General features: G+C 60.0%; 19 protein-coding genes. 7 read left to right on the forward strand and 12 right to left on the reverse strand.

Features of this window, described 5'->3' with window-relative positions:
- Positions 1-70: 70 nt before the first annotated feature.
- The 4 genes from clpX to LZG00_07715 all read left to right on the forward strand — a co-directional run bounded on the left by clpX (position 71) and on the right by LZG00_07715 (position 2,801).
- Positions 71-1,348, forward strand: coding sequence for an ATP-dependent Clp protease ATP-binding subunit ClpX (gene clpX, locus LZG00_07700; protein ID MCF3593882.1), 1,278 nt, complete (start codon positions 71-73; stop codon positions 1,346-1,348).
- A gap of 230 nt (positions 1,349-1,578) precedes the next feature.
- A complete protein-coding gene (locus tag LZG00_07705; GenBank protein ID MCF3593883.1) occupies positions 1,579-1,962 on the forward strand; it encodes an NADH:ubiquinone oxidoreductase subunit NDUFA12 in 384 nt (127 codons plus the stop codon).
- A gap of 12 nt (positions 1,963-1,974) precedes the next feature.
- A complete protein-coding gene (gene mlaD / locus LZG00_07710; GenBank protein ID MCF3593884.1) occupies positions 1,975-2,442 on the forward strand; it encodes an outer membrane lipid asymmetry maintenance protein MlaD in 468 nt (155 codons plus the stop codon).
- Positions 2,439-2,801, forward strand: coding sequence for a DUF2155 domain-containing protein (locus tag LZG00_07715; GenBank protein ID MCF3593885.1), 363 nt, complete (start codon positions 2,439-2,441; stop codon positions 2,799-2,801). The genes mlaD and LZG00_07715 overlap by 4 nt, the downstream gene beginning before the upstream one ends.
- On the opposite strand, the gene aat is transcribed toward LZG00_07715, so the two are convergent.
- The 4 genes from aat to LZG00_07735 form a co-directional block, all read right to left on the reverse strand.
- Positions 2,765-3,403, reverse strand: a complete 639-nt coding sequence (gene aat / locus LZG00_07720) for a leucyl/phenylalanyl-tRNA--protein transferase (protein MCF3593886.1) — start codon at positions 3,401-3,403, stop codon at positions 2,765-2,767. The genes LZG00_07715 and aat overlap by 37 nt on opposite strands.
- Positions 3,404-3,434: 31 nt before the next feature.
- Positions 3,435-4,787, reverse strand: coding sequence for an acetyl-CoA carboxylase biotin carboxylase subunit (gene accC, locus LZG00_07725; protein ID MCF3593887.1), 1,353 nt, complete (start codon positions 4,785-4,787; stop codon positions 3,435-3,437).
- Between the two features lie 39 nt (positions 4,788-4,826).
- On the reverse strand, positions 4,827-5,324 hold the full coding sequence (gene accB / locus LZG00_07730; GenBank protein ID MCF3593888.1) for an acetyl-CoA carboxylase biotin carboxyl carrier protein: 498 nt from the start codon (positions 5,322-5,324) through the stop codon (positions 4,827-4,829).
- A 147-nt stretch (positions 5,325-5,471) separates the two neighbouring features.
- Positions 5,472-6,014: a PAS and helix-turn-helix domain-containing protein gene (locus tag LZG00_07735; GenBank protein ID MCF3593889.1), complete on the reverse strand. Its 543-nt coding sequence runs from the start codon at positions 6,012-6,014 to the stop codon at positions 5,472-5,474.
- 112 nt (positions 6,015-6,126) lie between these two features.
- Between LZG00_07735 and LZG00_07740 the strand changes: the two genes are divergently transcribed.
- Complete coding sequence (locus LZG00_07740) at positions 6,127-7,653, forward strand: AMP-binding protein (protein ID MCF3593890.1); 1,527 nt, start codon at positions 6,127-6,129, stop codon at positions 7,651-7,653.
- The gene (locus LZG00_07745) at positions 7,646-8,449 is read left to right on the forward strand and encodes an SDR family NAD(P)-dependent oxidoreductase (GenBank protein ID MCF3593891.1); all 804 of its coding nucleotides are present in this window, start codon (positions 7,646-7,648) and stop codon (positions 8,447-8,449) included. The genes LZG00_07740 and LZG00_07745 overlap by 8 nt, the downstream gene beginning before the upstream one ends.
- Positions 8,450-8,482: 33 nt before the next feature.
- Here LZG00_07745 and LZG00_07750 read toward each other — a convergent pair whose 3' ends face one another.
- From LZG00_07750 to LZG00_07785, 8 genes are all read right to left on the reverse strand, one after another.
- Complete coding sequence (locus tag LZG00_07750; GenBank protein MCF3593892.1) at positions 8,483-8,902, reverse strand: hypothetical protein; 420 nt, start codon at positions 8,900-8,902, stop codon at positions 8,483-8,485.
- 199 nt (positions 8,903-9,101) lie between these two features.
- On the reverse strand, positions 9,102-9,374 hold the full coding sequence (locus LZG00_07755; protein MCF3593893.1) for a glucose-6-phosphate isomerase: 273 nt from the start codon (positions 9,372-9,374) through the stop codon (positions 9,102-9,104).
- Positions 9,375-9,552: 178 nt separating this feature from the next.
- Positions 9,553-11,496: an acetate--CoA ligase gene (gene acs, locus LZG00_07760; protein ID MCF3593894.1), complete on the reverse strand. Its 1,944-nt coding sequence runs from the start codon at positions 11,494-11,496 to the stop codon at positions 9,553-9,555.
- A 281-nt stretch (positions 11,497-11,777) separates the two neighbouring features.
- Positions 11,778-12,533, reverse strand: coding sequence for an ABC transporter ATP-binding protein (locus LZG00_07765; GenBank protein MCF3593895.1), 756 nt, complete (start codon positions 12,531-12,533; stop codon positions 11,778-11,780).
- Between the two features lie 14 nt (positions 12,534-12,547).
- Positions 12,548-13,303, reverse strand: coding sequence for an ABC transporter ATP-binding protein (locus LZG00_07770; GenBank protein MCF3593896.1), 756 nt, complete (start codon positions 13,301-13,303; stop codon positions 12,548-12,550).
- Positions 13,304-13,314: 11 nt separating this feature from the next.
- Positions 13,315-14,502, reverse strand: a complete 1,188-nt coding sequence (locus tag LZG00_07775; protein MCF3593897.1) for a branched-chain amino acid ABC transporter permease — start codon at positions 14,500-14,502, stop codon at positions 13,315-13,317.
- A 3-nt stretch (positions 14,503-14,505) separates the two neighbouring features.
- A complete protein-coding gene (locus LZG00_07780; protein MCF3593898.1) occupies positions 14,506-15,537 on the reverse strand; it encodes a branched-chain amino acid ABC transporter permease in 1,032 nt (343 codons plus the stop codon).
- Positions 15,538-15,641: 104 nt separating this feature from the next.
- Positions 15,642-16,988, reverse strand: coding sequence for a substrate-binding protein (locus LZG00_07785; protein MCF3593899.1), 1,347 nt, complete (start codon positions 16,986-16,988; stop codon positions 15,642-15,644).
- Between the two features lie 220 nt (positions 16,989-17,208).
- Here LZG00_07785 and LZG00_07790 point away from each other — a divergent pair, with 220 nt between their 5' ends.
- Positions 17,209-18,528, forward strand: coding sequence for a helix-turn-helix domain-containing protein (locus LZG00_07790; GenBank protein ID MCF3593900.1), 1,320 nt, complete (start codon positions 17,209-17,211; stop codon positions 18,526-18,528).
- The last annotated feature ends 67 nt before the right edge of the window (positions 18,529-18,595 follow it).

Below are 18,595 nucleotides of genomic sequence, written 5' to 3' on the forward strand. Positions count from 1 at the left end.
GCGTCACACGGGAAAGATACTCCAGGGGCTCGCCGCTGGGTGAGCGCGAGACAGGCCTGAAAGGACGATCATGTCGACAAATTCCGGCAACGGTGACAGCAAAAACACACTTTATTGCAGCTTTTGCGGTAAAAGCCAGCATGAGGTGCGCAAGCTGATTGCGGGGCCGACCGTGTTCATATGCGACGAATGTGTCGAGTTGTGCATGGATATCATTCGCGAGGAAACCAAGAGCGCCGGGCTGAAATCCAGCGAAGGCGTACCCACGCCGATGGATATCTGCGAAGTCCTTGACGACTATGTGATCGGTCAGGCGATGGCCAAGAGGGTTCTCTCGGTCGCGGTGCATAACCACTACAAGCGGCTTAATCATTCGCAAAAGGGTTCGGACATCGAGCTGGCGAAATCCAACATTCTGCTGATCGGTCCGACCGGCTGTGGCAAGACGTTGCTGGCGCAGACGCTGGCGCGGATTCTGGACGTGCCGTTTACCATGGCGGATGCGACCACACTGACCGAGGCGGGGTATGTTGGCGAGGATGTGGAAAATATCATCCTCAAGCTGCTGCAATCGAGCGAATACAACGTCGATCGCGCACAGCGCGGCATCGTCTATATCGACGAGGTCGACAAGATCACCCGCAAGAGCGAAAATCCCAGCATCACCCGCGATGTGAGCGGAGAAGGTGTGCAGCAGGCTTTGCTGAAGCTGATGGAGGGCACTGTGGCCTCTGTTCCGCCGCAGGGCGGGCGCAAGCATCCGCAGCAGGAATTCCTTCAGGTGGATACGACCAACATCCTGTTCATCTGTGGCGGTGCCTTTTCGGGGCTCGACAAGATTATCGCGCAGCGCGGCAAGGGGTCGGCCATGGGCTTTGGCGCCGATGTGCGCGAACAGGATGCGCGCGGCGTCGGCGAAGTGTTCAAGGATCTTGAGCCGGAAGACCTTTTGAAATTCGGGCTGATCCCGGAATTTGTCGGGCGTCTGCCGGTGATCGCGACGCTGGAAGATCTGGATGAGGATGCGCTTGTCACCATTCTGACCAAGCCGAAAAACGCGCTGATCAAGCAGTATCAGCGCCTGTTCGAGCTGGAAGATGCCAAGCTGACGTTCACGGATGATGCGCTGAGCGCGATTGCCAAGCGGGCAATTGAACGCAAGACCGGCGCGCGCGGTCTGCGATCGATCCTTGAAGAGGTGCTTTTGGATACGATGTTTGAATTGCCCGGCATGGAGAACGTCGAAGAGGTGGTGGTGAACGAGGAAGCGGTTGTGCATGCCGAAGCCAGACCGCTTATCATTTATGCCGAAGCCAAGAAGACCAAAGAAGGTGCCAGCGCGGGCTGAGACGCCGACTAAATGAACCGAGAATAATGAGAGGGCGACCTGTGAGGGCCGCCCTTTTTTCTGGCTTGGCGGTGTTGGTCTTTGAAGCGCATAATATTGCAGGCATTAAGCGCAGGCATGCCGTCCGGCAGTTTTGCGCAAATCCCAACAGCCCCGCGCGATTCCCTATTCGCGGCGCTGGACCTTTGGCACGGGATGGGGCATAGGAAAGGAAATAGCGGAGGCACGCCATGGGCATTCTCAAATCCATTCTGCGCGCGGTTACCTGGTGGGACGGCAGCACACTCAACACCCAGCTCTACACCTGGCGCAAAGGTGTGAAGGTTGGCGAAGATGAGCAGGGCAATGTCTTTTATCGCTCGCGTCAGGGTGATCGGCGCTGGGTGATCTATAACGGCGAAACCGAAGCCACACGGATCAGCGCCGATTGGCATGGCTGGCTGCATCATACATTTGACGAGATGCCCTCCGAGACGCCGCTTGTGCACAAGGCCTGGGAAAAGCCGCATCGCGAAAATCCGACCGGCTCGTTGCTGGCCTATGCTCCTGCGGGGTCGATCCGCATGGGCGAGCCCAAGAAACGCAGCGATTACGAGGCGTGGACGCCTGAATAGGGGCGGACAGTTATGGGCGAAAACACCACAGAAGTACTGGTTGGCGGGGCGGTTTTGGCCGCAGCACTTGGATTCGTGATCTATGCGGGGCAGGCGACGGGCTTTGGCGCCACTTCGGGCGGATATGGGTTGAATGCGTCTTTCCGCTCGGTCGAGGGTGTGACCGTGGGCACGGATGTGCGGCTGGCGGGTGTGAAGATCGGCACGGTGACCGGTGTGGAGTTGAATTCCGAGACATTCCGCGCCGATACGACATTCTCGGTGCTTCAAGGAATTCAGATCCCCGATGACAGCGCGGTCGTGGTCTCCTCCGAGGGGCTTCTGGGTGGTAATTTCGTGGAAATCTTCCCTGGTGGGTCGCCGTTTTACTATGAGCCGGGAAGCGAGATCGAGGATACCCAGGGATCGGTTTCTCTGATCAACCTGCTGCTGAAATATGTTGGCAGTGGTGGGGCGGAGGACGCCGGAGCGACGCAATGACGCGCCTCTTGGCCCTAATTGCGGCGCTGGTTGTGGCTGGTGTTCAGGCGCAGGCCGAGGATGTGGTTGTGGGCCGGGGCGCGATTTTGCGCGGACTCGACAGGATCACGGGCGACGTCGCTGACATCACGCTGATGAATGGCGATGTGGTGCGGATGGGGCGGTTGATGATCGCGCTGGGGGAATGCCGCTATCCCGAAAGCAACCCAACGGGCGAGGCCTATGCCTATCTCGCGATTGGCGAAGATTCGGAAGAAGAGCCTGTGTTTACCGGTTGGATGATCGCTTCGTCACCGGCGCTCAACGCGATGCAGCATCGCCGTTATGACGTTTGGGTGCTGCGCTGTATTATCGAGTGAGTGTCTAAACAGAGCGACGTTTCTAGCAGGCGACCAGTGCTGCAAAGCGCTTCCTCAAGGCGGTGGTGATAGGCCGCCCGGGAGATTTCGATCGCGCCGAGACTGGCCAGATGCGGCGTGATGAATTGAGTATCAAAGAGCGTAAACCCGGCGCGGCGTAGATGATCGACCAGATGGGCCAGCGCGAGTTTTGAGCCATCGCGGCGCAGGCTGACCATGCTTTCCCCGAAAAACGCGGCGCCAAGGGTGAGGCCGAAAACCGCGCCCCAGAGCGCGCCGTCATCGCCTCGTATCTCGAAGGAATGGGCGCGTCCCGTGGTGTTGAGCAGGCCGTAAAGGCGCGTCAGTTCCGGGTTGATCCAGGTTTCGTCACGCGCCGCACACGCCTGAACGACACCCTTGAAATCTTGATTTATAACAGGGTGGTATCCGCCGGACTTCATCTTTCGCATGAGCGATCGAGAGAGATGAAAACCATCCAGCGGGAAGATGCCGCGGCGTTTCGGGTCGACCCAGAAAAGTTCGGGATCGTCGCGGTGCTCGGCCATCGGGAAGATGCCGCGGGCATAGCCGTGCAACAGCAGTTCCGGCGTCAGGCGCATGGCACAAGAAGTCGCCCGGCGCCGACCTGCATCAGGCCGCGCCCAACTTGGCCTCGAGCCAGCGTTCGAGCCAATGGATGTTATAGTTGCCGTCGAGGATGTCTTGTTCTTCCAGCAGGGCGGCAAAGAGCGGCACCGTGGTATCCACCCCGTCAACGATCAGCTCGCCAAGGGCGCGGTTGAGCCGCGCCAGAGCCTCGGGGCGATCACGGCCATGCACGATCAGCTTGCCGATGAGCGAATCGTAATAGGGCGGGATCGAGTAGCCGTCATAAAGCGCGCTATCCATGCGCACGCCAAGGCCGCCGGGCGCATGGTATTGGGTGATGCGGCCGGGACAGGGCGAGAAATTCGGCAGCTTCTCGGCGTTGATGCGCACTTCGATGGCGTGGCCGTTGATGCTGAGATCATCCTGGGTGAACGACATCGGCAGGCCTTCGGCGACGCGAATTTGTTCGCGCACCAGATCGACGCCGAAAATCGCTTCGGTCACGGGATGTTCGACCTGAAGGCGGGTGTTCATTTCGATGAAGAAAAATTCACCATCCTCATAGAGAAATTCGATAGTGCCGGCACCGATATAGTTGATCCGGGCCACGGCATCGGCGCAGATCTTGCCGATGCGGTCGCGCTCTTCGGCGCTGATTGCGGGGCCGGGGGCTTCTTCGAACACCTTCTGGTGGCGGCGTTGCAGAGAGCAGTCACGCTCGCCCAGATGCACGGCGCTGCCCTTGCCGTCGCCAAACACCTGAATCTCGATATGGCGCGGTTTTTGCAGGTATTTCTCGATGTAGACTTCATCGTTGCCGAAGTTCGATTTGCCCTCGGCGCGGGCGGTCATGAAGGCGCGCTCCATGTCAGCGGCGGTTTGGGCCACTTTCATGCCCTTGCCGCCGCCACCGGCGGTTGCCTTGATGATGACGGGATAGCCCATCTCTTCGCCAAGGCGTTTGGCCTCGGCCAGATCGGCGACGCCGCCCTCGGAGCCGGGCACGCAAGGCACGCCGAGCGCCTTCATCGTGTCCTTGGCCGTGATCTTGTCGCCCATGATGCGGATATGTTCGGCGGTGGGGCCGATGAAAGTGAGGCCGTGATCTTCGAGCACCTGCACGAAATTGGCATTCTCGGAAAGGAAGCCATAGCCGGGATGGATCGCCTGTGCGCCCGTGATCTCGCAAGCCGCAATGATTGCGGGGATCGACAGATAGCTCTCGGAGCTGGGTGCGGGACCGATGCAGACCGATTCATCAGCCATGCGCACATGCATCGCGTCGGTGTCGGCAGTGGAATGCACGGCGACGGAACGAATGCCCATTTCGCGGGCAGCGCGGATCACCCGGAGGGCAATTTCGCCGCGATTGGCAATCAGGATTTTATCAATCATTGTCAGGGCCTTGTTGATCTGGGCCTTTGAGGGCAAAGCTTATTCGATGATCGCCAGCGGGGTGCCATATTCGACGGCATCGCCATCGGCCACCAGGATACGCTTGACGGTGCCGGCGCGGGGCGCGGGAATGTGGTTCATCGTTTTCATGGCCTCGACAATCAAAAGCGTGTCACCCTCGGCAACCTGGGTGCCGACGCTGATAAACGCGGGCGCGCCCGGTTCGGCCTGAAGATAGACGGTGCCGACCATTGGCGAGGCAACGGCGCCGGGGTGGCTGGCAGGATCTTCGGCTGTGCTGGCGGCGGGTGCGCTATCGGAGGGCGCGAAAGCGGGAGCGGCGGGCGTTGGGGCTGCGGGCGCTGTCTGAACCTGGGTCACCACTTCGGCGCGACGGCTGACGCGGACATTCAGGCTGTCATCATCGCCATATTCGCGCTTCACGCTCAGCTCGGTAAGATCGTTGTCGTTCAGGATTTCGGCCAGCGCCTTGATGAATGCTACGTCTGCGTCATTGCTGTTGGTCTGTTTCGTCATGTTCATCCTCGACCGGTCTGGCCCCGCATCGAATGGGGCGTCATGTGTTTGAGCGCCTTATAGGGCAAGGCGGCGTGGCTGAAAAGCGGGATCGCTTTGCTATCAAAATGGTGCTTCGTGCGGCGGATTGCGAGGGGAAAGTCACGCTCAGAGCGGCACGCCTGACAGCTTGGCCACCAGTTCGGACAATTTGCGGGCGCCAAATTTCTGCAACAGGCGGGCGCGGTAAACCTCGACCGTGCGGTAAGAGAGGCCGAGATCGCGGCCGATTTCCTTGGACGTGAGGCCGCGACAGGTGAGAATCGCAACATCACGCTCGCGTGGGGTGAGCGCAACGAGGGGCCGCTCGTGAGACAGATCGGAGAACGACCAGATGCCATGAGCGAAGGGGGTGTCGGGGGTAAGCGAGCGACCCTGCACCCGACACCAGAACAGCTCGCCGGAGAGGCGCCGCATGATGCGTTCGTCTTTGTAGTGGCCCGTCTGTTGCATCACGGCGAGACCGCGCGCGCCGATACTCTCGAACTCGCCCATGCTTGGATAGAGTTTGGCCATCGGGGTGCCGAGGAATGCGGCAGGCGAATCGCCGAAAATCTCACCAAATTGCAGGTTACAGCGCTGAATGATCCGGTCTTCCAGAACGGCAAGACCGATTGGCGCGTGAGTGAAAGCTAAGCTGGTGACGTTCATGGGGCGCAGTTTCGGCTCTTTCGGGGGCGATGCCAAGGCTTGCGTAGTACTGCGTAATTGCCCGATGCGGCGGCGAATGCTTTGATAATGTCATGGGTACGGGGAGTGAGGCATGAATATCGGCTTGTGGTTGCAGCGGATCGCGCAAGTGCGCGGGGAAAGCCCGGCGCTTTTCCTTGGTCGCGAGAAAGTGGCGGATTATGCCGGGTTTTATGACACTGCGATGCGGATGGCGGCGGGGCTGACCAGGCGCGGGATTGCGCCGGGGGATCGGGTGGCGATTTTCATGAAGAATCTGCCGGAGTATCTGATCGTGCAGTATGGCGTGTGGCTGGCGGGGGCCGTGGTGGTGCCGATCAATGCCAAGCTGCATGGCCGCGAGGCGGCCTGGATCATTGAGAATGCCGGGGTCGGGCTGACCCTGTCTTCGCCGGGATTGGCGGAGTCATTGGGCGAGGCGGGCGTGACGGGGGAGGTGATTTGTGTATCCTCGCCCGCATACGGCGCGCTGAAGGCGGGCGAGCCGCTGGCTCTGCCGGTGGCGCGCGCGGCGCAGGATCTGGCTTGGCTGTTTTATACTTCGGGGACAACGGGGCGGCCCAAGGGCGTGATGATCACGCATCGGATGCTGGGCGCGATGGCACTCAGCTACTTTGTGGATGTGGATAGCGTGAGCGGTGAGGATTGTGCGATCTATGCCGCGCCGCTGAGCCATGGTGCGGGGATCTACAATCTGATGCATGTGATGAAAGGCGCGCGCCATGTCTGTCCGCCCTCGGGAGGATTTGACGCGGCGGAAATATTCGATCTGGCGCGGCATTTCGGGCGGGCGCATATGTTTGCCGCGCCAACCATGGTGAAACGGCTGGTTGACGCGGCCAAGGAAAGTGGGACGCGCGGCGAAGGGCTGCGGAGCGTGATCTATGGCGGTGGGCCGATGTATATTGCCGATATTGTCGAGGCGGTGGATCTTTTCGGGCCGATCTTTGTGCAGATCTATGGGCAGGGCGAGAGTCCGATGGCGATCACCGCACTGAGCCGGGACGATGTGGCAGATCGCAGCCATCCGAGATGGCGCGCGCGGTTGGGGTCTGTCGGGCGGGCGCAATCGGTGGTCGAGGTGCAGATCGGTGATGAGAACGGCCACCCGGTTGCGCCGGATCAGCCGGGCGAGATCATGGTGCGCGGCGACACGGTGATGCCGGGCTATTGGCAGAACCCGGAGGCGAGCGCCAAGGCGCTGGTGGATGGCTGGTTGATGACCGGAGATATCGGTTCGATGGACAGCGACGGCTATGTGACCATGCGGGACCGCTCGAAGGATATGATCATCTCGGGCGGGACCAACATCTATCCCCGCGAGGTCGAGGAAGTTCTGTTGGAACATGATGATATCGAGGAGGCGAGCGTGGTCGGGCGGGCGCATCCCGAGTGGGGCGAGGATGTGGTGGCCTTCGTGGTGTTGCGCGCGGGAGGCGCGCTGAACGAGGCGGCACTGGACCGGCATTGCCTCGACAATATTGCGCGGTTCAAGCGGCCCAAGGCCTATTTTGCGCTCGAGTCGTTGCCCAAGAACAATTACGGCAAGGTATTGAAGACCGAGCTGCGAGAGATGCTAAAGGAGAAGGCAAGTGATTGACCTTAAAGGGAAAGCGGCGCTGGTGACGGGCTCGGTGCAGGGCATCGGGCTGGCCGTGGCCGAGGCATTGGCCGGGGCGGGCGCGCGCATTGCGGTGCATGGGTTGGCGAGCGCAAAGGAAGCGGCGCAGGTCTGTGCAGGGTTGAAGGCGAAAGGCGCGCCCGAGGCTGTGTTCTTCGCAGGAGACCTGCGCGATCCCGACGCGATCGAGGCGATGTTGGCAGAGGTCGCGGCGTGGGGACCGGTGGATATTCTGGTCAACAATGCCGGGATCCAGCGCACTGCGCCGCTGGACGCGGTAACGCGCGACATTTGGGATTCGATCATCGCGGTGAACCTGTCGGCGGCCTTTCACACGATGCACGCGATCATGCCGGGCATGGCGACGCGCGGCTTTGGCCGGGTGATTAATATTGCGTCGGTGCATGGGATCGTGGCCAGCAAGAACAAGGTGCCTTATGTGGCGTCGAAATTCGGGCTGGTGGGGATGAGCAAGGTGGCGGCGCTGGAATATGCCGATGCAGGGAGCAGAGAGACGGGCGGTGTGACGGTGAACTGTATCGCGCCGGGCTGGACCGAGACGGCGATCATTGCGCCACAGGTGGCCGAGCGGGCAGAGGCCTTTGGCGGCGACCGCGACAGGGGCATTGCGGATCTGTTGAGTGAAAAGCAACCCAGCAAGCGGATGAGCGATCCTGCCGAGATCGGGGCGCTGGTGCTGTGGCTCTGTGCCGACGTGGCGCATAACATCACAGGCACCGTGATTCCGGTTGATGGCGGGTGGACCGCGCAGTAGAGCGCAGCTCCTCGCACAGTGGGGAGCGGTGAATCAGGGGCGTTTGGAGTTCATTTCGTCTTGGATATCGGCCAGTTCTTGTTGCAGGCGCAACTCGTGAAGCAGAATCGCCGTCATCGGTTGGGCATGAGCCGGGTCTGGCCGGTTCAAAGCGGTGGGCGCGGATGCGTCGGTTTGCGGCGCTGGGTCGGATGACCCCGGCGCGAACGGCGCGGTAGACTCGCGCGCTGGTTGCTGCGCGCGTGGAAATTCGGGCATGATCCGCGTTTCGTCGCTGGTCTGCACCTGTGCAATGGCGTGCGTGGTTTCAACCGGGGCAGCGGCGGCCGCTGTGGTGACGCCTTGAATATCCTGAGCTTTTTGAGCACCAGATCGCGCCGCATGTGCGCCTTGGCTGGTATGTGGCGAGCCACGCGCAAGCGTGCCAGCGCCTGTCGGTTCAATTGGAAACATCCCCTCGGCCCCTCTATTCGGGAGCCCCCACCACGCAAGAGCATGGCGGCAGGACGTTAACGGCGGGTTAACGTGGTCAGGCGGAATGAATTGCATTTGAACGGTTTTTAATCAGCCCGAAAGGGAATGACCCCGGATGGAGTGGGCCATCCGGGGTCATTCGTGGTTCAGTCATGCCGCTATTGGCATCGGCCGTGCATCAGGGGCAGGGGCCGGTGCGATAGGTGCCGTCACCGTTGGAATAGGCGCAATCGCCGGTCTGTTGGTTGCGCGCGACCATCACGCCAGCGGCGGCGCCGCCAAGGGTTGTCAGAACGGTCCAGTTGGTGTTGGCGCCGAGTGCCTTGGCAGTGATCAGGCCAACCGTGCCGCCGACAAGTGCGCCGCCGAGATCGTTTTGTTCCGATGTCGACATGCAGCCGGACAGGCCAAAGCTTGCTGCCAGGGCCAAGGGGATAAGGGGTTTGAACATTATTACCTCCAGTTCAGTTTGCGCCCACGATAGGCCCCGTTTTGGGAACGGAAAGGCCCGTTTTGATGTTACGCGGCGTGGAGGCGGTTTTCCGCCTGCGCCGCGCCGCAAGACGCGATTGTAGGCAGACAACGCGCCAGCGCTGCTTGTGTTCCTTCCTGCGCGAAAAAGCCGCGGATCAGCCGCCTTCGCGGTTTGCAATCAGGTCTTCAACCACCGACGGATCGGCGAGTGTCGAGGTATCACCCAGAGCGCCGTAGTCGTTCTCGGCGATCTTGCGTAAGATTCGGCGCATGATCTTGCCGGAGCGGGTTTTCGGCAGGCCCGGCGCCCATTGAATCGCATCGGGAGAGGCGATGGGGCCGATCTCTTTGCGCACCCAGTTGCGCAGCTCGATCTTGAGGTCGTCGGTATATTCCTCGCCCGCCATCAGGGTGACATAGCAATAGATGCCCTGGCCCTTGATATCATGCGGGAATCCAACCACGGCGGCCTCGGAGACTGCGGGGTGGGCGACCAGCGCGCTTTCGACTTCGGCAGTCCCCATCCGGTGGCCCGAGACGTTGATCACATCATCGACCCGACCGGTTATCCAATAGTCGCCGTCACCATCGCGTTTGCAGCCATCGCCGGCGAAATAGTAGCCTTTGTAATCGGAGAAATAGGTTTTCACGAAGCGGTCGTGATCGCCGAAGATCGTACGCATCTGGCCGGGCCAGCTGTCCTTGATGCAGAGCACGCCCTCGGCGGGGTTGCCTTCGATTTCGATGCCGGTCGTGGCGTCGAGAACAACGGGCTGCACCCCGAAATAGGGCTTCATGGCCGCGCCGGGTTTGGTGGCGTGGGCGCCGGGCAGGGGGGTCATCATGTGGCCGCCGGTTTCGGTCTGCCACCAGGTATCGACAATCGGACGGGTGCCCTTGCCGACAACTTCGTTGTACCAGTTCCATGCCTCGGGGTTGATCGGTTCGCCGACGGTGCCGAGCACCTTGATCGACGAGAGGTCATGTTTTTCAACCGGCTCGGAGCCATGCGACATCAGGGCGCGCAGGGCTGTCGGAGCGGTGTAGAACTGATTGACCTTGTGCTTTTCACACACGGCCCAGAAGCGGCTTACATCCGGGTAGGTCGGCACGCCCTCGAACATCAGGGTGGTGGCGCCATTGGCCAGCGGACCATACACGATATAGCTGTGGCCTGTGACCCAGCCGACATCGGCGGTGCACCAGAAGACATCGCCATCGTGATAGTCAAACGTATGTTCGTGGGTCATCGCGGCATAAAGCAGATAGCCGCCGGTGGTGTGCTGCACGCCTTTCGGCGCGCCGGTGGAGCCGGAGGTGTAGAGGATGAAGAGCGGGTCTTCGGCATTCATCACCTCGGGCGCGCATTCGCTCGAAGCATCGGCCATGCGTGCCTTATAGGAATGGTCGCGCCCCTCTGTCATCGGGGTGTCGGCGCCGGTGCGTTCGACCACCAGGACCTGGGTATCACCGCAGATTGCAAGCGCCTTGTCGACATTGGACTTGAGGGGGGTGGCGCGCCCACCACGCGGCGCTTCGTCGGCGGTGACGATGAGTGCTGCTTCGCAGCCCCCCACGCGCGCCGCCAGAGCCTCGGGCGAGAACCCTGCAAAGACGATGGAGTGCACCGCACCGATGCGCGCACAGGCCAGCATGGCATAGGCCGCTTCGGGGATCATCGGCATGTAGAGCACGACGCGGTCGCCCTTGGAGATGCCGAGATCCTTCATCACATTGGCCAGCTTGTTCACCTGCTGGGACATTTCGCGATAAGTGATATTCTTGGAAACGTTGGGATCATCGCTTTCCCAGATGATCGCGGTCTGATCGCCGCGTGTCTCAAGGTGGCGGTCGATGCAATTGGCCGCGACATTCAACGTGCCATCCTCGAACCATTTGATCGAGACATCGGGGTAGGCGAATGTGGTGTTCTTGATCTTGGTCGGGGCTTTGATCCAGTTGAGCCGCTCGGCCTGCTTTGCCCAGAAACCTTCGGGGTTCTTGATCGAATCCTCGTACATCGTGCGATAGGTGTCGCGGTCGATATGGGCGTTCTTTACGAAATCGTCGGTTGGGGCGTAGGTTTTGATTTCACTCATGGGTCGGCCTTATCAGTTGAATGTCGCGGGCCAGATTAGGCACCCGCCCCGCGACATTCAACATCAGAAGAAAGGCGGGTGCCCCGGTTCAGACAGCGGATCGGAAAGCGTGATGGTCTACAACACTTTTCATCTGTGCGGTTCACTTTCCTGGTTGTCCTGATCCGCCTAAAGCGTTTCTACTTAAGCCTGAGACAGGGTTAAGTGGAAACGCAGCGCAACGTATCCATCTTGCGGGCGTTCCGAGACAAACTTGTGATTCAAGTTTATCTCGAAACGCTTTAGATCGCCAAGTATTCGGCGCGAAGAGTTTCGTTTTCAAGTACTTCGGCGGCAGAGCCGTCAAACACGATGCTGCCGGATTCAAGGATGACCGCGCGGTCGGCAAGTTCCAGCGCGCGCACGGCGTTCTGTTCGACAATCACCGTGGTCATCCCCTGTTCCTTGATCAGGCGCAGGGTTTTTTCGATTTCGTCGACGATCACGGGTGCCAGCCCCTCGTAGGGTTCGTCAAGCAACAACACCTTGATGTCGCGCGCCAGGGCACGGCCGATCGCAAGCATCTGTTGTTCGCCGCCCGAAAGGGTGACGCCTTCTTGCTTGCGACGTTCGCCAAGGCGCGGGAAGAGTTCGTAAATCCGTTCCAGCGACCAGCCAATGGGCGGGGCGATCTGGGCGAGTTGGATGTTTTCCTCGACGGTGAGACCGGGAATGATGCTGCGATCTTCCGGCACGAGGCCAATGCCCGCCTGCGCCGCCTCATAGCTTTTCATGCTGTGCAGCGGTTGGTGATCGAGCCAGATTTCGCCGTTGGTAACCTGCGGCGAATCCATTCGGGCGATTGAGCGCAGGGTTGAGGTTTTGCCCGCGCCGTTACGCCCCAGAAGGGCAAGGATTTCGCCTTCGTGCACGTTGAAGCTGATGTTTTGAACGATGTAGCTTTCGCCGTAATAGCTCTCCATGTTCCACACGGAGAGATAGGCCGGGGCGGTTTCGGCGTAGTTGTGGCCTTTGGAAAAGTCGGGTTTGACATTCATGGCTCGGGCTCTCCTTACGCGGCTTCGCCAAGATACGCTTCGCGCACCTTGGGATGGCCCTTGATGTTTTCGGGACTGTCTTCGACCAGCGGCGAACCCTGGGCCAGAACGGTGATCCGGTCCGCCAGAGAGAACACCACATGCATGTCGTGTTCGATGATCGCGATGGTGATGTCGCGCTCGTCCTTGATCTGCTTGAGGAGGTCGATCGTGTTGTTGGTGTCGGCGCGCGCCATGCCGGCCGTCGGCTCGTCAAGCAGCAAGAGGCGAGGCTCCTGCGCGAGGCACATGGCGATTTCGAGCCGCCGTTTGTTGCCACGCGACATTGAGGCGGAATGATCGTTGCGCTGATCGGCCATACCCATTTCCTCGAGCATGCGTTCGGCCTTTTCGACGATGTCCTTCTCGTTATGCATGTTGCCAATGGCATGCATGCGGAACGCCCCGTCGCGCTTGGCGAAACAGGGAATCATCATGTTTTCCAGCACCGTCAGATCGCCAAAAATCTCGGGCGTCTGGAACACGCGCGAAATACCCATCTGGTTGATCTCATAGGGCGTGCGGCCCAGCACCGATTGGCCGTCAAACATGACAGAACCGGTATCGGGGATAAGCTTGCCCACGAAACAGTTGAGCAGGGTGGATTTGCCCGCGCCGTTCGGGCCGATGATCGCGTGGCAGGTGTTTTCCGCCACGCTCAGGTTCACGTCGCCCAGGGCCTGAAGGCCACCAAAGCGCTTGTTGACGTTCTTGACTTCAAGAATACTCATGAGAGCGCTCCTTATTCCGCAGGTTTGGTTTTGGCGGCGTCAGTGTCGTCAGCCGGTTTCTTGCGACGCAAACGTGCCGCGATTTTCTGACCACCTTCGACAAGTCCGCCTGGCAGGAAGATGATGACCAGCATGAACAGCGCACCAAGCGTCAGATGCCAGCCTTCGCCGGTGAACTTGGAGATCACCCAGACCAGTGTTTCCTGGAGCCAGTGGGGCAGGAAGGCAAACCAGCTTTCCAGCAGTGTCTCGTTCATCTTGGAAAAGACGTTTTCGAGATACTTGATGGCACCCGCGCCCAGGATCGGGCCGATCAATGTGCCTGCACCGCCGAGAATGGCCATGATGACCACTTCGCCAGAGGCGGTCCATTGCATGCGCTCGGCACCGGCAAGCGGGTCCATTGCCGCCAGAAGGCCACCAGCGAGCCCGGCATACATGCCCGAAATCACGAAGGCCGCGAGCGTGTAGGGTTTGGGGTTGAGGCCGGTATAGCTCATCCGGGTCTGGTTGGATTTGATCGCGCGCAGCATCATGCCGAAGGGCGAGCGGAAGATGCGGATCGAGAGATAGAAGCTGAGAAGCATCAGGATCGCGCAGAGATAATAGCCGACCGGGAAGGTAAATTCCCAGGGGCCGACATCGACCACCGCGCGTGAGCGCATTTCCAGCCCGAAGAGATGTGGCACAGTGGGGCCGTTGCCGAGCAGGATTTGCGGATCGTCGTTATAGACCTGCAACCCGGTTTCACCATTGGTCAGCGGCGTGAGCACCGAATAGGCCAGCCGGAACGACATTTCGGCAAAGGCGAGAGTGAGGATCGAGAAGTAGATCCCTGAACGGCGCAGAGATATCCAGCCGATCACCACCGAAAACAGACCGGCCACGATGATCGAAAGCAGGATCGCGGGCACAATGTTGTAGTTCAGAAGCTTGAACATCCAGACCGCGGCATAGGAACCGACACCGAGAAAGGCGGCGTGTCCGAAGCTGAGATAGCCGGTAAGGCCAAACAGGATGTTGAACCCGATTGCGAAGATCCCGAAGATCACGAAACGCTGCATCAGGTCAGGATAGCCGCTGTTGAAGAAGGCCATCTTGGAGTCTGCAGGGAAGATATTGAAGATAACCGGGGCCGCCAGAGCGAGTATGGCCACGATGATCAGGAGGGTGGTGTCTTTGCGGTTGAGACCGAGCATGGGTTAGTCCTCCATCACGCCTTTTTTGCCCAGCAGGCCACGGGGCCGTGCGAGCAAAATGACAATGGCCACGAGATAAATGATGATCTGGTCGATCCCGGGCAACAGGTTCTTGACAACGTTCATCGAGGCGAAGCTTTCAAGAATGCCGAGCAGGAAACCGGCGGCGACAGCACCGGGCAACGACCCCATGCCGCCGACGACCACCACCACGAAACTTAGCACGAGGAAATCCATCCCCATGTGATAGTTGGGCGAGTTGATCGGGGCATACATCACCCCCGCAACACCGGCCACGGCGGCGGCAAGGCCGAACATGAAGGTGAAGCGTTTGTCGATGTTGATGCCCAAGAGGCCTACGGTTTCACGATCTGCCATGCCGGCGCGCACCACCATGCCGAAGGTGGTAAATTGCAGGAAGGCGAAAACCGCACCGATAATGACGGCCGAGAAGGCGAAATAGACCATACGCCAGTAAGGGTAGATGATGACGTTGGGATCAAAGCCGAGCATGACGCCGAAATCGAAGCTGCCCTTGAAGGCCTCGGGGGCGGGCGACTGGATCGGGTTGGCGCCGAAATAGCTGCGGATCAATTCCTGCAACACGATGGCAAGGCCGAAGGTGACGAGGATCTGATCAGCGTGGGGACGCTTGTAGAAGTGCTTGATCAACCCGCGTTCCATTATGAAACCGATCGCAACCATCACCGGGATGGCCAGCAAAATGGCAAGCGGCACCGACCAGTCGATGATGGCCGATCCCGTTTCCGGGCCGAACCAGCTTTCCAGATAGGGAGTTTGAACTTTGAGCGGATTGCCGAGGAAGTCTTTCTGGGTCGGGTCTTCGGTCACGAAGGATGTGCCGAGAATGCGTTGTAGCGCGACCGCGCAGAAGGCGCCGATCATGAACAGCGCGCCATGCGCGAAATTCACCACGCCAAGGGTGCCGAAAATCAGCGTCAGACCCAGCGCGATCAGCGCATAGGCCGAGCCTTTGTCGAGTCCGTTCAGAAGTTGCAGGATGATTGCGTCCATTGTCCCCACCTGTAAATGGATGAAAAGAGCCGCGAGGGGTCGCGCTCTGTCGGGTGGTTGGCTTGTAGGGCGGGGTTTTCCCGCCCTACGTAGGCATCAGGGGCTTACGCGCCCGAGTTGCACTTGCCGAGATCTCCACCAGCGAACATTGGGTGATCGGGGGCATATTCGACCTGAGCACGCGGCGTCACTTCGACGATTTCCAGCGTGTCATATTCGTTGGTCGGGTTTTCTTTACCCTTCATGACCAGCACGTCTTTGAAGCACTGGTGATCGTCGGCGCGATAAAGTGTCGGGCCGTTGCCAAGACCGTCGAACTCGAAGCCTTCGAGCGCTGCGGCGACGCCGCAAGGATCGAATGTGCCGGCACGTTCGCAGGCATCGGCATAGAGCATGACTTGCGCATAGCAGGTCTGGGCCGAGTTTGACGGCGGACGGCCGTATTTCTCGCCGAAGGACTTAACGAAGGCTTTGGAGCCTTCATCCTGCAACTGCCAGTTCCAGTTCATCGAACCGAACACGCCTTGCACGTTGGCGCCAGCACCGGCGGCCATCAGCTCGGAGTAGAGCGGTACGACGATTTCGAACTGCTTGCCGTTGACCATCTTGTCACGCAGGCCGAACTGAACCGCGTTGGTCAGCGAGTTCACCATGTTCCCGCCGTAGTGGTTCAGAACCAGCACATCGGCACCCGAGTTCAGAACGGGGGCGATGTAGGACGAGAAGTCGGTGCTTGCCAGCGGCGTCAGCACGTTGTTGACGGTTTCCCAGCCCATGGCTTCGGTTGCAGCCTGAATCGACTCCTGCTGGGTCCAGCCCCAGGTGTAGTCGGCGGTCAGGTGATAGGCGCGGCGGTCATTGCCATATTCCTTGGCCAGCACCGGTGCCAGAGCGGCACCCGACATGTAGGCATTGAAGAAGTGACGGAAGCCGTTGGCCTTCTTGTCCTTGCCAGTGGTGTCGTTGGAGTGGGTGAGGCCGGCCATGAAGATCACGCCAGCTTCCTGGCAGAGACCTTGAACAGCCACGGCCACGCCGGAGGACGAGCCGCCGTTGATCATGACAGCGCCGTCTTTTTCGATCATCGACTTGGCCGATGCGCGTGCCGCATCCGATTTGGTCTGGGTATCGCCGGTTACAAACTGGACCTTTTTGCCCAGAATACCGTTGCCCTTCAGCGCTTTCGAGCTGAACGTGTTCATCATGCCGCTGTCGCCCTCACCGTTGAGGTGTTGGACCGCGAGTTCCTGTGCGCGCAGCTCGTCAAGACCTTCTTCGGCATAAGGGCCGGTTTGGGGCACATTGAAGCCGAGGGTCACAGTGCCGCCGGTGGGTTCATTGGTGTAGGCGCGCGCAGAGCTGGCCGTAAAGATCGTCGGCAGCGCCACACCCGCACCGGCGATAGCGCCGGTTTTGAGCATGCCGCGACGCGTGAAATTGGATTTCGTCATCGAGTTCCTCCCGTTACATTCGAGTGTGGGGGGACCTCCTCTTATGCCTCCCCACGGGCACAATTGTGCAAAGCCAGTATCCGGCCATTTATGAAAACCATGCAACAACAGCTTGGGCCTCAACGATAATTTTGTAAAAAACTAGACAAGGTGACGTTGGGTCTAGTAAAGAAAGTTATATTGCAGCGCAGAAACATGTTGAAAATGGGGAATAATTTCAATGTCGCAATCAAGGCTGGCGGGGAGCCGTATTCGTGAAAGACGGCTGTTGCAGCAGATGCGACAGTCGGATTTGGCCGAGCGGGTTGGAATCTCGCCCTCCTATCTCAATTTGATCGAGCACAACCGACGCAGAATCGGCGGGAAGTTGCTCATCAACATCGCGGGGGCGCTGAATGTCGAACCTTCGCTTCTGGCTGAGGGCGCTGAGGCGGCGCTGATCGAGCGGCTGCGCCAAGCGGCGGCAGAGGCAGGCGAAGAGGGCGCCGAGCTTGAACAGGTGGAAGAATATGCCGGGCGTTTTCCGGGCTGGGCGCGCCTGATGGTGGCGCAGCGACGCCGCATTGCGGGGTTGGAGCGCGCGGTTGAGACATTGAACGACCGGCTGACTCATGATCCGCATCTGGCGGCGACGCTGCATGAGGTACTTGATACCGCGACTGCGATCCGCTCGACCGCGTCGATCCTTGTGGAAACCCGCGAAATCGAACCGGAATGGCGCGACCGCTTTCATCGCAACATCAACGAGGATGCGCAGCGGCTGGCAGATGGGGCGCGATCACTCGCCGGGTTTCTGGATGCTGCGGATGAGGGCGAGGGCGAGCCTGGGTCGCCCCAGGATGAAGTTGAGGCGTTCTTCACGGCAAGGCGCGGGCATTTTCAACAGTTGGAAGCGGAATCCGGCAAGGCGACGCTGGCAATTCCAAGCGACATAGTCGCGCAGGCGCCAGAACTGATTTCAGCGAGCGCACAAGTGCAGGCGTTGAGTGCGCTTAACCGCTATCAAGGGGATGCGAAAGCGATGCCTCTGAAGGAGGTGCAGGAGGTGGTTGCCGCGTCGGGGCCTGATCCGCTGATGTTGGTGGCGCATTTTGGGGTCAGTCTGGGCCGTGCCTTGCGTCGGATTGCCAGCCTGCCGGATATTCAGGCGGGGTTGGTGATCTGTGATGGATCGGGCACCATCACGTTTCGCCAACCTGTTGAGGGATTCGTCTTGCCGCGGTATGGGTCGGCCTGTCCGCTTTGGCCTCTGTTTCGCGCGTTGAGCCGGCCTATGGTTCCCCTGTTTGACTATCTGCACCAGCCAAGCCGCATTGACGAACCAACGCAACGTCGCGATTTTGCTGCCTTCGCGGTGGCCGAACCCTGTGGTGCGCCCGGTCTCAACCGCGAGCCGCTTTACGAGGCGCATATGCTCCTTTTGCCGCAAAATGGCGTGGTGCGAGAAGCCAGCGCGGCGGTGGGCGCGAATTGCCGGATCTGCGCTGTGTCGGCCTGTCCGTCGCGGCGCGAACCGTCGATCATGTCCGATGGGTTTTGACTTGGGCGTCGTGATTGGAGATAACGAAGGAAGGTGAGGTCAGGAGGGGCCGATCCAGGGGAGGAAA

It is taken from the genome of Rhodobacteraceae bacterium LMO-JJ12 (assembly GCA_021555075.1).
In the GTDB taxonomy this organism is placed as follows: Bacteria; Pseudomonadota; Alphaproteobacteria; order Rhodobacterales; family Rhodobacteraceae; genus JAKGBX01.

Bases quoted from the DNA above. Each gene is read 5' to 3' on its own strand.
- clpX (MCF3593882.1), top strand. From the start codon at position 71: ATGTCGACAAATTCCGGCAACGGTGACAGCAAAAACACACTTTATTGC.
- LZG00_07705 (MCF3593883.1), top strand. From the start codon at position 1,579: ATGGGCATTCTCAAATCCATTCTGCGCGCGGTTACCTGGTGGGACGGC.
- mlaD (MCF3593884.1), top strand. From the start codon at position 1,975: ATGGGCGAAAACACCACAGAAGTACTGGTTGGCGGGGCGGTTTTGGCC.
- LZG00_07715 (MCF3593885.1), top strand. From the start codon at position 2,439: ATGACGCGCCTCTTGGCCCTAATTGCGGCGCTGGTTGTGGCTGGTGTT.
- aat (MCF3593886.1), bottom strand. From the start codon at position 3,403: ATGCGCCTGACGCCGGAACTGCTGTTGCACGGCTATGCCCGCGGCATC.
- accC (MCF3593887.1), bottom strand. From the start codon at position 4,787: ATGATTGATAAAATCCTGATTGCCAATCGCGGCGAAATTGCCCTCCGG.
- accB (MCF3593888.1), bottom strand. From the start codon at position 5,324: ATGACGAAACAGACCAACAGCAATGACGCAGACGTAGCATTCATCAAG.
- LZG00_07735 (MCF3593889.1), bottom strand. From the start codon at position 6,014: ATGAACGTCACCAGCTTAGCTTTCACTCACGCGCCAATCGGTCTTGCC.
- LZG00_07740 (MCF3593890.1), top strand. From the start codon at position 6,127: ATGAATATCGGCTTGTGGTTGCAGCGGATCGCGCAAGTGCGCGGGGAA.
- LZG00_07750 (MCF3593892.1), bottom strand. From the start codon at position 8,902: ATGTTTCCAATTGAACCGACAGGCGCTGGCACGCTTGCGCGTGGCTCG.
- LZG00_07755 (MCF3593893.1), bottom strand. From the start codon at position 9,374: ATGTTCAAACCCCTTATCCCCTTGGCCCTGGCAGCAAGCTTTGGCCTG.
- acs (MCF3593894.1), bottom strand. From the start codon at position 11,496: ATGAGTGAAATCAAAACCTACGCCCCAACCGACGATTTCGTAAAGAAC.
- LZG00_07765 (MCF3593895.1), bottom strand. From the start codon at position 12,533: ATGAATGTCAAACCCGACTTTTCCAAAGGCCACAACTACGCCGAAACC.
- LZG00_07770 (MCF3593896.1), bottom strand. From the start codon at position 13,303: ATGAGTATTCTTGAAGTCAAGAACGTCAACAAGCGCTTTGGTGGCCTT.
- LZG00_07775 (MCF3593897.1), bottom strand. From the start codon at position 14,502: ATGCTCGGTCTCAACCGCAAAGACACCACCCTCCTGATCATCGTGGCC.
- LZG00_07780 (MCF3593898.1), bottom strand. From the start codon at position 15,537: ATGGACGCAATCATCCTGCAACTTCTGAACGGACTCGACAAAGGCTCG.
- LZG00_07785 (MCF3593899.1), bottom strand. From the start codon at position 16,988: ATGACGAAATCCAATTTCACGCGTCGCGGCATGCTCAAAACCGGCGCT.
- LZG00_07790 (MCF3593900.1), top strand. From the start codon at position 17,209: ATGTCGCAATCAAGGCTGGCGGGGAGCCGTATTCGTGAAAGACGGCTG.